The organism is Pseudoduganella sp. R-32 (assembly GCF_049913245.1).
Lineage (GTDB): Bacteria > Pseudomonadota > Gammaproteobacteria > Burkholderiales > Burkholderiaceae_D > Rugamonas.
Map to the genome: position 1 here is coordinate 1,964,305 of NZ_CP183987.1, position 13,296 is coordinate 1,977,600.

General features: G+C 64.3%; 6 protein-coding genes. 2 read left to right on the plus strand and 4 right to left on the minus strand.

Annotated features, from left to right (window positions below):
* Complete coding sequence (locus ACN9MU_RS09080) at positions 1–1,341, minus strand: hypothetical protein (RefSeq protein WP_426344448.1); 1,341 nt, start codon at positions 1,339–1,341, stop codon at positions 1–3.
* A 126-nt stretch (positions 1,342–1,467) separates the two neighbouring features.
* On the opposite strand from ACN9MU_RS09080, the gene ACN9MU_RS09085 reads away from it, so the two are divergent.
* Complete coding sequence (locus ACN9MU_RS09085; protein ID WP_426169881.1) at positions 1,468–3,774, plus strand: DUF6250 domain-containing protein; 2,307 nt, start codon at positions 1,468–1,470, stop codon at positions 3,772–3,774.
* 20 nt (positions 3,775–3,794) lie between these two features.
* Positions 3,795–5,150: a glycoside hydrolase family 88/105 protein gene (locus ACN9MU_RS09090; protein WP_426344449.1), complete on the plus strand. Its 1,356-nt coding sequence runs from the start codon at positions 3,795–3,797 to the stop codon at positions 5,148–5,150.
* Positions 5,151–5,184: 34 nt separating this feature from the next.
* Here ACN9MU_RS09090 and ACN9MU_RS09095 read toward each other — a convergent pair whose 3' ends face one another.
* From ACN9MU_RS09095 to ACN9MU_RS09105, 3 genes are read right to left on the minus strand one after another with little or no spacing between them, the layout of a single operon-like run.
* Complete coding sequence (locus ACN9MU_RS09095; protein WP_426337163.1) at positions 5,185–8,148, minus strand: DUF4982 domain-containing protein; 2,964 nt, start codon at positions 8,146–8,148, stop codon at positions 5,185–5,187.
* On the minus strand, positions 8,145–10,973 hold the full coding sequence (locus ACN9MU_RS09100) for a GDSL-type esterase/lipase family protein (protein WP_426344450.1): 2,829 nt from the start codon (positions 10,971–10,973) through the stop codon (positions 8,145–8,147). The genes ACN9MU_RS09095 and ACN9MU_RS09100 overlap by 4 nt, the downstream gene beginning before the upstream one ends.
* Positions 10,970–13,291: a glycoside hydrolase family 2 TIM barrel-domain containing protein gene (locus tag ACN9MU_RS09105; RefSeq protein WP_426344451.1), complete on the minus strand. Its 2,322-nt coding sequence runs from the start codon at positions 13,289–13,291 to the stop codon at positions 10,970–10,972. Before ACN9MU_RS09105 ends, ACN9MU_RS09100 begins: the two co-directional genes overlap by 4 nt.
* Positions 13,292–13,296 lie beyond the last annotated feature (5 nt).

Consider the following 13,296-nt stretch of genomic DNA (forward strand, 5'->3'; position numbering starts at 1 on the left):
TCATTTCCGCTTCAGCCATTCCTCGGGCACCGGCACCACCACGATATTCATCGAGCGTCCGTTGGGTGACAGCATGGCCGACTGGATCTCGATCTTCGTCCCGTCGGCATTGAAGGTCGGATGGGGATGATCCTGGGCGGTGTCCTTGTGGCCGGTGGTCAGCATGATCATCTCGCGCGTACGGCGGTCGATCAGGTAAAGGCTGCGGCTGAAATCGTCGCCGACGGCAAAGCGGCCGTCGGGCGAGCCATGCACGTGCCACAGGCCGCTGCCTGAAGGGGTTTGGCCGGCGATGGTCATTTCACGGGTGCGCAGGTTGACGATGGCAAGGCCGGTTGGTTTTTCGCGCGTGCCGCTGTTGCCCCAGCCGGCATCCTGGCCAGGATTTGCGCCATACACACCGGTGGCCGGCGCCGCGACACCGCCTCCGCCGCCCGCCACGGGCCGATGGCCCATGATGGCCATCGCCACCTCGTCCTTGCCGATCACCGCCTCGTGCGTTACCCATTCATACGGCGCTTCCGGATACAGCGGGCGCAAGCCGCTGCCGTCGGCCTGCACGGTCCAGGTGCGCTGCGGCGACTTGCCGCCGGTCTCCCAACAGAAGACGATCTCGCCCGCCTGCCACAGGTTGGCCTGGATATGGCCGATCTGGAAGGGGACCGACACTACGTGGCGGATTTCTCCCGTCTGCAGGTTCATGCGCGCGATGCCGTTCGGCCCGGCGCCCATATTGCGCGGGCCGAAATTGGGTTCGATCCTGGTGCCTGGCTTCAGGTGGGGGGCTGCAGCCTCTTTGCCGACCCTGAAATAGACCCATTCCTCGTCCGCATCCAAGGCCATGTCGCCGCCGGCCTCCAGCTCTGCGGGCGTGATCCCTGCCACGCGCTGGTAGCTGGCTGCAGGCTGCATGGCGCCTGCCTGGCTGTCGGCCAGGACCTGTCCCAGGTCGACTTCAACGATCTGCACCCGGCCCGGCGTGCCGTCCTTGCGCATGAAATACAGCTTCATCGCCTTGCGGGCCAGGTTAAGCATGCCAATGTAGCCGCCTTCGGTCACCTGCACCAGGTCCCCGGTCGCTTCGTTGACGGCCATCGCTTCGCCGCGCACACGGTTGGAACGGAACACCAGCCATTTCCCGTCGGACGTCCATTGAGGGTGCGTCGGGTAGATCTTGGCGTCGCCATGCGGCTGGCTGGTGAGGAAGGTCAGCATGGTGCCGGTAACCGGGTCCTTGACGACCTTGCGCTCGGAAGCGAAGCGCTTGCCGATCTGCGCCTGCGCAGTGGTGGAGAGGAAAAACGCCACGCACAGCATGGCGCAGGTGGTCAATCGTTTCATCTTGGTCTGCATCGCCTGTTGAAGGAATTTGATTGTCGGCGCTTTCTTTTGATCATATTGCTCATTTTCTTGATTCTTTAAACCGGGGGCGTTTTGGCCGAAACGCGCTCGCTTAGAATTGGCCGCATGAACAGCTTCCAGAAGGCGCTTGCCAGCGCCGCCGCCTACATCTTCCTGCTGGCGGGTTGCGCACAGCAGCCTCCCGCTGCCGTCAACACCGACCCCGCGCGGGCCCAGGTTACGCTGCCGGAACCTGGCAACCCGGCATTGCCGTCGCTGATCCTGATCGGGGATTCTACCGTGCGCAATGGCCGCGACGATGGCCAGGGCAAGGGACCGCAAGGGCAGTGGGGCTGGGGCAATCCGATTGCGGCCTATTTCGATCCTGCCAGGGTGAATGTGGTGAACCGCGCCGTGGGCGGCTTGAGCAGCCGCACCTACCTGACGAGCGGTCACTGGGCGAACACGCTGGCGCTGGTCAAGCCGGGCGACGTGGTAATCATGCAGTTCGGGCACAACGACAGTTCGGCCATCAACGATACCTCGCGTGCGCGCGGCACCATCCGCGGATTTGGTGACGAAAGCCAGGAGATTGACAACCTGTTGACCGGCAAGCACGAAACGGTGCGCAGCTACGGCTGGTACCTGCGCATGTACATCGCCGCGATCCGCGAGCACGGCGCGACGCCGGTGGTGGCGTCGCCGATCCCGCGCAAAGCCTGGGATGCGGAAGGCCGCGTGGCGCGGGCCCGCGGCGATTACGCCGGCTGGGCGGAGGCGGTGGCGCGCCAGCAGAATGTGGGTTTCATCGACCTGAACGAACAGGTGGCGCGCCAGTACGATGCGCTGGGCCGCGACGAGGTGACGAAGCTGTTCCCGCAGGTGACGCCGGATGAGCGGGTGCATACCAACCTTGCCGGCGCCGAACTGAATGCGCGCACCGTGGTGGCGGGCATCAAGGCGCTGCGGCTCCCGATGCTGCTTGCCGCGCTGTCGCCGCGCGCGGACAGCATCGCCGCCGCCGAGGACGAGCGTCCGGTGGTGGATGCCGCCAGGATCAAGGGCGAGCAGCCGCGCGATCCGCGCCTGCCCAGCATTTTCATCGTGGGCGATTCCACCGTCCGGAGCGGCGGCCAGAACGGCGCCATCGGCTGGGGTGAACGCATCGCGCCTTACTTCGATACTTCGCGTGTGAACGTCGTGAACCATGCGATAGGCGGACGCAGCAGCCGCACCTTTTTCACCGAAGGACGCTGGGAGCGCGTGCTGGGCCAGTTGAAGACCGGAGATGTGTTGTTGATCCAGTTCGGCCACAACGATGGCGGCCGCATCGGCGACCCGGCCAACAAGAACAGGGCATCGGCCCCCGGTACCGGTCCGGAAACCGTCACCGATACACGCCCGGACGGCAGCCAGGAACAAGTGCATACCTTCGGCTGGTATATGTCGCGCTACGTGCAGGACGCGAAGGCGCGCGGAGCGCGCGTGGTGCTGCTGTCGCCTGTGCCGCACCGGGATGCCTGGGAGCAGGGACGCGACTTTGCCAATTTTGCCGAATGGGACCGCGAAGTCGCTGCGCGCGAAGGCGCATTGTTCGCAGACCTCACCATGACGGTCAGCGACGGCTACCGGCGCCTGGGGGCTGCAGCGGTCAATACCTTCTTCTCCGACGCCCGTACGCATACCAATGACGCCGGCGCGCGCTTCAATGCCGAAAGCGTGGTCGCGGCCCTGAAGTCCTTGCCCGAAAATCCGGTTGCCGCTTGGCTCTCCCAGCGGGAACCGCAAGTCTGCACCTTTTCCGGCGAGCACGGGAAGCTGCTGTATGCCGACGATTTCACTAGGGGACTGGCGCAGTGGCAGGCGGAGTACAGGCGCGGCGCATCCAGGGCGCCGGCGGCTCGCATCGGCGCCGCCAAGGGCCGGTTGGTCATGGACCTGCCGGGCGACGCCACGCTGTGGTTCAAGCCAAAGCTGAAGGGCGATATCCTGGTCAGCTACAAGCGCAAGGTGGTCATGGCCGGTGGGACGAACGACCGCCTGTCCGACATGAACCAGTTCTGGATGGCCAGCGATCCCGCCAACCGCAAGCTATTTACCCGCGACGGCACGTTCGCGCAATACGACAACCTGTCACTCTACTACGCTGGCATTGGCGGCAACGGCAATACCACAACACGTTTTCGTAAATATGACGGCAAGGGCGAACGCGTCTTGCTGGCGGAGCGCAACGATGCCGCGCACCTGCTGCAGCCGAACAGGGAATATGCCATCGAGATTGCGGTGCGCGATGGCTGCACCCGCATGACGGTGGACGGCGAAGAATACTTCAACTGGCGCGATGCCGAGCCGCTGCGCGAGGGCCACTTCGGCTTCCGCAGCACGCATTCGCACCAGCAGATCCGCGATTTCAAGGTTTACCTGCTGAAGTGATAACAACGAGAGACAAACGAATGAACCGAAAGAACCACCTGCTAACCGCTGTCCTGGTTGCGCTGGCGTTGCCGGCGTATGCTGCCCCGCAAGCTCCGCTCAACGACGTGACAGCGCCGCTGCACCTGATGAAGCCGGACTACCCGACCCCGTACGGTGCGCCGACCGTGGCGGACGTGAGCAAAGTGCTGGACCGCGTCTTCACCTACCTCGACGCGGTGACCCCGGCCAAGGTGATCGACCAGAACACCAAGCAGGAGATCAGGGATTTCAGCAAGATCGACGACAATACGGTATTCGCCCAGGGCGATTACCGGCTCACCAGCTACGAGTGGGGCGTCACCTACGCGGGCATGCTGGCAGCCGGCGCCGCCACCGGCGAACAGCGCTACGTGGATTACACCAATAAGCGCGTGGCCCTGCTGGCCGGCCTGGCCAGGCCGACCCTGGCGCGCCTGAAGGCTAATCCGCAAGCCAAGTCCCCGGTGCTGCGCACGCTGGAACCGCACGCACTGGACGATATCGGGGCGCTGTGCGCAGCCTTCGTCAAGGCCAAGCGCAACGGCCTGCAAGCCGATGTAACGCCGCTGCTCGATTCCTGCCGTAATTTCATCGGCAGCAAGGAGCATCGCCTGGCCGACGGCACGCTCGCACGTTTGCGCCCGCAGCCAGATACCCTTTGGCTGGACGATATGTTCATGGGCGTGCCGGCCTGGGCACAACTGGGCAAGCTGACCGGCGAGCGCAAATACTTCGACGAGTCGGTCAAGCAGATCCTGCAGTTTTCGCAGCGCATGTTCAATCCCCAGAAGGGCACCTACATGCACGGCTGGGTGCAAGGCATGGAAGTACATCCGGAATTTCACTGGGCCCGCGCCAACGGCTGGGCGGTGATGACGATGGTGGAAGTGCTGGACGTTCTGCCGGAAGACCATCCGGGCCGCGAGGCGGTACTCAAGCAATTGCGCGCGCACGTCAAGGGCCTGGCGTCATACCAGGATGGCACCGGCTTCTGGCACCAGCTGCTGGACCGCCCGGACAGCTATCTCGAAACCTCCGCCACCGCCATCTACGCCTATTCGATGGCGCGCGCCATCAACAAGGGCTATATCGACCGCATGGCCTACGCTCCGGCCGTCATGCTGGCCTGGAATGCTGTCGCCACCAAAGTCAACGCCAAGGGTCAGGTGGAGGGCACTTGCGTCGGTACCGGCATGGGATTCGATCCTGCCTTTTATTATTACCGCCCGATCAATGTGTTCGCTGCTCACGGGTATGGGCCGGTGCTGCTGGCCGGTGCGGAAGTCATCAACATGCTGAAATCGCACAAGTTCGAAATCAACGACAGCTCGCTGCAGCTGGTCACCCGCAAGTAAGCGGGGAAAGCACTGCGGCCGCGAGCCGCAGTGCTTATTTCCTCGATTTTTCGTAGAACTCTGCCTCGATAATCGACAGCACGCCGCGTGGCGCGCGATTGGCGCCGGTATCCGGCACGGCGTTCGCGTCGACTTCGATCAATTTCAGGGCGTCGCTGTCCACCGTGGGCCCGGTCAGTTCGATTTTTACGCTGGAGCCGTGGACCGGCCGCAATGGCAAGGTGACGTAGCCCAGGCTTTTCGGCGTGTCGCCGGCAAACACTTCTTGACCATCGACCGTGATGCGGATCGGGTAGCTGCGCTCGCGCCAGCCGGACAGGCGCAGGCTGGCTGCCGTCAGCGTGGCAGGATTTTCCAGCTCATAAGCGATCCAGCGTTTGCCCGCCTCCTGGCTGCTGGTCCAGCCGGTGGTCTCGTCGTCGTCGATGGTCCTGGCGGCGGCCGCGTCGTTGCTGCCTGCCGTGGTGCTGGCCACGCCGACCGATACGCGCGACACCTTGAACGATGGACCGGCCGGCGTCGGGCCGCGTTCCAGGTAGGAGGGCAGGCCGTCAGCGGCGCTGCCGACAACCAGCCCGCCTTGCTGTGGAACCGCATGCGATTGCAGTGTGACGGCTGCTGGCTGCATTCCCTGGGCGCTGGCGCGCAGGGTGATGGCGCCGGGCCGGGTCGTGCTGCGCACCAGGACTCGGTTGACGCCGCCCTCGACGGGGAGGCTGGTCTTGAGGATGTAATTGTCCGGACCTTGCGCGATGCCGCCGCGCCATTCGGCCGGCCCTTCCAGCCTGAAGTCGACCATGTCCAGCGCGACCGGGTTGCGGCGGCCTTCGGCGTCGATGGCTTCCACTTCGAACAGGGCCATGTCTGCCCCGTCGGCGCGCATGCCGCCAGGACCGGTGACGGCCTTCAGGCGCAGCGCGACCGGCGCTCCGGCTGTGTGCAAAGTCGCCTCGGCGACCGGCCTGCCGTCGGTCGAGTAACCGATGGCTTTCAGCTCGCCCGCTTCGTAGGCCACGGAAGGGAAGGTATGCAGGAAGCCGGCGCTGCGCTGGCCCCTGCCAAGGGAGCGTCCGTTCAGCAGCAGTTCGACTTCCGCCGCGCTGGAGACGACCGTGACGTCCTTCTTTGTCGCAGGGGCGTAGTTCCAGTGACCGATGATATGGAGCCGCGGCTTCTCGACATCGACCCAGCCATCCCACATGACCTGGTGGGCAAAGTAGCCGTCCTTCGGAATGCGCATGGCGTCGACCTCGCCGCTGCGGCGGTAGTTCTCCGCGCCCCGATGATGGGTATTGGTGTCCGAGAACACGATATTCACGCCGCCGCTGTTGACGCGGCGCCCGGTGCCAGGACGTTCGGCGTAATAGTCGTACCAGCGCAGTACGTCCTCGATGGCGTGCGTGTCCTGGTTTCGGTTGTAGGCGCTGGCGTCTTTCCCTTTGTGCAGGGGACCGTCGCCATTCTTGTGGAAAGGCGGAGAAAAATCGTCCCAGTACTTGCGCAGCGCTTCGTCGCGCGAATACTCCATCGACCAGAAAGGCTGGCGCGCGCTCTTGTTCACGTAGAGCATTTCGCCGCCGTATTCGTTGAAGCGGCTGCCCAGCATGTCGCGGCTACCGGAAGCGCGGCCGCCGTGCGGATCGAACTGGTTGCGCAGCGCCTTCATCTCCTGCATATGCTCGTCCGAAACACCGCGGTTACCGGATTCATAGAAGACGATGCTGGGATTGTTGCGGTTGTAGATGATGGCGTCGCGCATGAGAGCGATGCGCTGTTCCCAGCGGCGCCCCGTCACGTCGGCTTCGGAATCGCCAGCCGGCATGGCCTGCATGATGCCGAGGCGGTCGAGCGATTCAACGTCCTGCTTCCACGGCGTGGTGTGCATCCAGCGCACCAGGTTGCCGTTGCCTTCGACGATCAGGCGGTTGCTGTAGTCGCTCAGCCAGGGCGGCACGGACATGCCCACCGCCGGCCATTCATTGGAGGTGCGCTGGGCGTATCCCTTGAGCTGGATTACGCGGTCGTTCAGCTTGACTACACCGAAGTCGAATTCGGTCTTGCGAAAGCCGGTGCGGGTGCGCACCGTGTCGACCGCCTTGCCGTTGACCTTGAGCGTCGTATCGACGTCGTACAGGTAGCCGTAGCCCCAGCCCCACAGGTTCAGTTGTTCGACACGACCTCCGGCGCTGACGGTGCCGGTGGCGCCGGCGGCAAGCGTCTGCACCGGGCCGTTGAAGCTGGCTACCTGCCTGCCGTCACGGTCGCGCACTTTCACCTCATAGGCGAAAGTGCGCGGCCGTCCCGTTTCATTGCGGACCTGTGATTCGGCGTGGATATTGGCCGTGCGCGCCGCGACGTTGATGCCCTTGGCATAGACATACACGCCAGTGGTGCCGAGCGACGAGTAGAGGGGCAAGGTCTGGTAAAGCTTGCCCGCCACGTGCAGGCGGACGTTCTTCGGGATGCCGCCGTAGTTGGCGTTGAAGTTCTTGTCCGACCACTGGAAGCGCTGGTTGCTGGCCTTCTCTCGATAATCCCAGGCGTTGTCCGTGCGGACGGCGATCACATTGTCGCCAGGCCGGATGGCATCGCTGATGTCGACGCCAAACGCCATCACGCCATTTTCATGCAGAATCAACTGCTTGCCATTGACATACACCTCCGCCGCCTGCCGCACGCCTTCGAACTCGAGGAAGATCTTGCCGCCGGCAGATCCGGGCGGAAGGCGGAAAGACTTGCGGTACCAGGCGATGCCGGTGGAAAGGTCGGCGATGTCCTTCTTGAAGGCGTCATCCTCATTCCAGGCGCGCGGCAGCGTAACCGGCTTCCATGCCTGGTCGTCGAAGCCGGGCTGGCTGGCGCCGGCAGGGTCGCCCACCAGCAGGCGCCATCCGGGATTGAAGTCGTAGACGCTGCGCTGTGACGGCGCCGCCTGCGCGACAGCTGCCGCCACGCAGGCGGCCATCAGGGTAAGGTAGGGGAGTGTGCGGAATGTCATGGCTTGGCGGCGGCAATGGTGGAGAGCAGGGATTCCAGTTCGGCCGCCCACGTGGCGTAGCCTTCGGTGGTCAGGTGCAGCTTGTCGCGGCTCAGGCCTTTCCAGTTGTCGCCTTCGGGCGTGAATTTCGATGCGAGGTCGAGGTAGAGCACATTGCGCCCGTCGGCCATTGGCACCAGAAGCTTGTTGGCGGCGGCCATCTTGTCGTTGGCGCGCGCATTGGGCAGGATGCTGCACAGGACTACTTTCACGCCGGGGAATTTGTCCTGGATCGCTGCAATCACGGCGCGCACACCGGCGGCAATGTCTTCCGGCGAATCGCCAACATTATTGGTGCCGATCATGAGCACGGCAATTTTCGGCTTCAGGAAGGACAGGTCGAAGTTCTGCAGGCGCCACAGCACGTGCTGGGTTTTGTCGGCGCCAAGGCCGAAATCAAAGGCGCGGTCTTCGAAGCGCTGCTTCCAGACCGGAGCGCCCGCGCCCCAGCGCCATTGCTCGGTGATCGAATCGCCGATGAAGATCAGCTCCGCCGGCCGGCCCTTGCACAGCGCCAGGTAGTCGGCGAAATAGCTCTGGTAAGGCACGCGCGCTTCGTAATTCTGGGAGCTCGCGACCGTGGTAGCCGGTCCGGCTGCCGCGTTGAGCGCCGCGATGGCGCTGGCCGGTGCGGCGAATACGGTACCGTGGCGCATGCGCTGCAGCGTGCCCTCGTCGGGGAAGTGCATGCGATCGCTGACGTCCTCCCAGTTGACCAGGTCGCGCGAGCGCATGCCGCCATAGCGCTTGGCCTGGTAGGCGTCGTAGTAGACCAGGTATTCGCCGTTGGCCTTGATGGCGGTTGGTCCCTCGACCCAGAGGCCGGGCGGGGTGAAGGGCTTGCCGAGCGTGCCAAAGGGCCCTTGCAGGTCGGGCGCATCGGCCAGTTGAAGGTATTTGTGGGCCGGGACACTGGTTTCATCCTTCACCAGCAGCAGGTTGCGGCCGTCCGCACGCAGGAAGGTCGCGTCGATCACGCTGAAACCGGGATCGTAGAACAACCGGGTGGGCGTAAAGGTGACGAAGTCCTTCGTAGTGGTGGCGTACATGCGGTGGTTGTACTTGCCTTCCGGCGAGGCTGCCGGCGCAGGGAACTTGCCCGGCACGGTGGAAGCCCAGAACAGCAGGAACTCGCTGCGCTTTGCGTCCCACACGATTTCCGGCGCCCAGGTATTCAGAACGCCGGGTTCGTGAGCCATCACCGGCAGCTCCTTCTGCGCCGACCAGTTGACCAGGTCTTTCGAAGAGGCGTAGCCGATATTGTTTTCGTTCCAGCCGCTGGTCCAGACCATGTGGTAAGTGCCGTCCGGACCGCGCACGATGCACGGGTCGCGCATCAGTTTTGCCTTGCCCACCTTCGGCGCCAGGTAGCTGCGCCCGAAGCCGACTTTCTCCCAACGGTAGCCGTCAGTACTGCTGGCGAAGTGCAGGCCGTCTTCTCCATTGCCGGTGAAATAGGCGAACAGCCAGGCGTCGCCGGCATTGGCATCGTCGCCAGGTGGCCGTTCTGTGGCCCGGTTCGGGCTGGCCGGGACGGCAAAGCGTTCGGGCGGCGCAGGATGGGTTGGGTCGATGACCGCGACATCGGAAGCGATATCGGTTTGCAGAGGAAGCCGGTTGTCGCGAATGCCCTTGATCACCAGCCTGGCCAGCTCGTAACTGCCGTAGTTATTGTGGTGGGTGTTGTCGATCTTGCTGGGAGCAGGGGAAGCAAAGGCCGCCTTCGAACCTTCAGGGCCGAGCGCTTCGTAAAACACCTTGCTCATCGCGTTCAGGTCGATGAAGGGCGTCTTCAGTTCCGTCGCGGACTGGCGCGCCGCCTCGGCATAGTCGGCGAGGGAAGGGACGATCTTGCCGCTGGCGTCGAAGTTGCGGCGCTCCATCGGCGAAATGATGACGGGCAGGCCGCCACGCTTGCGGATGGCTTGCACGTACTCGCGGATCTCTTCCTTGTAGGTAGTGAAAGGAGCGCCCTTGCCATCCTTGATCTGCTTCTGGTCGTTGTGCCCGAACTGCATCAGCACCACGTCGCCCGGATGGAGCTGGCTCAGGACCTTGTCGAGCCGGCGCCGCGCCAGCGAATCGCGGTAGGTTTCGCCCGACTCGGCATAGTTGGCGACTGCGACGCTGCCCGGCTTGAAGAAGCGGGGCAACATCTGGCCCCAGCTGCTATACGGCTCCTGCGGCTGGTCGCTGACCGTCGAATCTCCAAGCAGGAAAACCGTGCGGCCGTTTGCCGGCTCGATATCCAGCGATTGCAGCGATGGGTTGTTGCCATTGAATTCAAGCGTCAGGCGGTTATCCCAGGCCCAGGCCTCCTGCACGGTCTCGCGTGGAGCCTTCAACTGGACTTCGCCGGCGGCGACATCGTTTGCTGCGGCGATGGGGGGAGTGCGGATATTGACGGCGAAAGTCTTGACCTGAGACTGGCCGGGGGCCGTCTGCACGTTCTCCAGCATCAGGCGGCGCAGCTCGGCCTTGACCGTGGTGCTGGCGGCAGCGGCGCCGCCAAGCCTGACGGTGACCTTGTAGCTGCCTTCGGGCAGGTCGACCGAAAAGTAGAACGGCTTGCCGCCGCCGGGCGCCGCACCGGGTTCGAAGCCGTAGCCGCGCGCAGCGGTGTAGGCCATATCGGGAGTAACGGCAATGACAGCGGCGCTCCTGGCGGCAACGGGGGCGTCGCCGAAAGCGAAGTGCCGGGGCTGCGGCGCAGCGGCGCTTGCAGCCTGTGCGAACGTGCCGGCGGCAAGCAGGATGGTGGCAGCAAGGCGTGGCGCGGGCATCATTTCCTCCCCGCCGCGATGCTGACGGACCCCGCTGCGATGCCCGGAGCGGAAGCCCGCAGCGTGATGGCACCGTTGGCGGCGCTGGCTTTCACTACCGCCAGGCAGCGGCCAAACTGCGGTTTGCACTGGTTGGACTGGTAGGAATCGTGGCTCGTGTTATCGCCATTATCGACGGCAGCCAACATGCCGGGACCGTCAATGCTGAAGGTGATGGCGGCCGTGGCATTCGGATGGGGGACGCCTTTGGCATCGACAACCTGCGCCCAGACGAAGGCCGCGTCGTCGAAACCGTCGCCCAACGCGCTGCGGCTGGTGGTGAGCTCGATGCGCGTAGGCGCGCCGGCGGTCTGCAGCTCGTCCGAGGTCACTTCCTTGCCGCCGTTCCGCGCCACGGCGCGCAGTTTGCCGGGGGCGAAGGTGACGTCCCACTGGCGCGGGGAATCGTTCTTCGGTTTGGCTTTCACGCCCAGCGAAGCGTCGTTGAGGAACAGTTCGACCTCCTCGGCATTGCTGTAGACCTGGACCTTGGCATCGTCGTAGGTATGGATGTCGGTCGGGGTCCAGTCAGCGCGCAGCGGCCCGACGCCGCTGTTATCCTGGCTGCGCACAATATGCACCACCGGCTTGCCGGACCACCAGCTGCGGCGCTGCAGGCCGCGCGGCTTCCAGTTGCCTGCGCGGTCGAACAGGCCCTGGTCGTAGGTCGTCATCGGCCAATCGGCTTCGCCCAGGTAGTCGAAGCCGACCCACAGGAACTGGCCTGCCATGAAAGGATTGTCGCGCAACGCCAGCCAGGCCGAAAGCGCATGGTTGTTTTCGGTGCCGATCACCTTGCGCGCCGGCTTGGCCTTGTGCGCCGCCACCAGTTCGTTCTCGCGATAGTTCTGACCGACGATATCCATCATGTCGGCAAAGCCGTTCTCATACACCTTGGAGAGGCCGGGGCGGAACAACGCCATGGTGACGGGGCGGGTCGGGTCCAGCTGGTGCACCAGGTCCTGCTGTTGCTTGTATTTGCGGAAGCCTTCCGGATTGTCCAGGTTGTCGTGGATCTCGTTGCCCACGCTGTACAGGATGATGCTCGGGTGGTTGCGGTCGCGCAGGACCATGGCGCGCGTATCGGCTTCCCACCAGTCGGTGAAGAAGCGGTTGTAGCCTTGCTCGCCGTTGTGCTTTGCCTCGTTCCAGGTGTCGAAGGTCTCGTCCATGACCAGGAAGCCCATCTGGTCGGCCAGGTCCAGGAATTCCGGCGCCACGGGATTGTGCGAAGTGCGGATGGCGTTGACGCCCGCCTCGCGCAGCAGCTCGAAACGGCGCCGCCACGCATCCAGCGGCACGGCAGCGCCCAGAGCGCCGGCATCATGGTGCAGGCAAACGCCTTTGATTTTGAGGTTGACGCCGTTCAGCCAGAATCCGGTATCGGCATCGAACCTGAAATCGCGGATGCCAAAGGTGCTGGTGTGCTGGTCCAGCACCGTGCCGCCATTGCGCAGCGTGGCCACGGCGCGGTACAGCTTTGGCGATTCGAGCGACCAGCGCTGCGGCGCTGCCACTGAGAGGTTCAGCGCGATGTCGGCGGAGGCGCCGGCGGCGATTTGCCGGCGCACCTCGCCGTCCTGCACCGCCTTGCCATCCGGGTCATAGATAGTTACCTGCAGCGTGTATTCGCCGGCGGCGCTGCCGGTGTTGCGGACGTCGGAACGCAGAGCGAGCTTCGCGGCGGCGGCACTGATTTCAGGCGTGGTGACATACACACCGCCGTCGCCGAATTGCACTGCCTCGGTGCTGACCAGCCGCACGTGCCGGTATATGCCGGCGCCAGTGTAGTAGCGCGAGGCCGGCTGGGCGGAGTTGTCGGCACGAACTGCGATGGTGTTGGACTGGCCTTTGCCGAACTTGAGGTGGGGCGTCAGGTCGTAGCTAAAGCTGCTGTAGCCGTAAGGACGCTTTCCAAGCAGTTTGCCGTTGATCCAGACTTCGCTGTTGGACATGACGCCATCGAACTCGATGCGCACGCGGCGCTTCGCTTCCGATGGCGGGAGCGTGAAAGTCTTGCGGTACCAGCCGATGCCGGCGGGCAGGTAGCCGCCGCCACGGCCGCTGGGATTGGCCTGGTCGTACGGGCCTTCGATGCTCCAGTCATGCGGCACAGCCAGGGCGCGCCACTTGCCGTCGTTGAAGGCCGGCTTCTCCGCCCCTTTGGCGTCCGCTTTCAGGAAACGCCAGCCGGCGTCGAAGTTGACGGTGGAACGGCCGTCGGCCAGGGCGTGGCCGGAAAGGGCGGCCGCCAGCAGCGCTGCAAGGAATCTGGTCTTCATGTCTC

Bases quoted from the DNA above. Each gene is read 5' to 3' on its own strand.
- ACN9MU_RS09080 (WP_426344448.1), bottom strand. From the start codon at position 1,341: ATGAAACGATTGACCACCTGCGCCATGCTGTGCGTGGCGTTTTTCCTC.
- ACN9MU_RS09100 (WP_426344450.1), bottom strand. From the start codon at position 10,973: ATGATGCCCGCGCCACGCCTTGCTGCCACCATCCTGCTTGCCGCCGGC.
- ACN9MU_RS09090 (WP_426344449.1), top strand. From the start codon at position 3,795: ATGAACCGAAAGAACCACCTGCTAACCGCTGTCCTGGTTGCGCTGGCG.
- ACN9MU_RS09095 (WP_426337163.1), bottom strand. From the start codon at position 8,148: ATGACATTCCGCACACTCCCCTACCTTACCCTGATGGCCGCCTGCGTG.
- ACN9MU_RS09085 (WP_426169881.1), top strand. From the start codon at position 1,468: ATGAACAGCTTCCAGAAGGCGCTTGCCAGCGCCGCCGCCTACATCTTC.
- ACN9MU_RS09105 (WP_426344451.1), bottom strand. From the start codon at position 13,291: ATGAAGACCAGATTCCTTGCAGCGCTGCTGGCGGCCGCCCTTTCCGGC.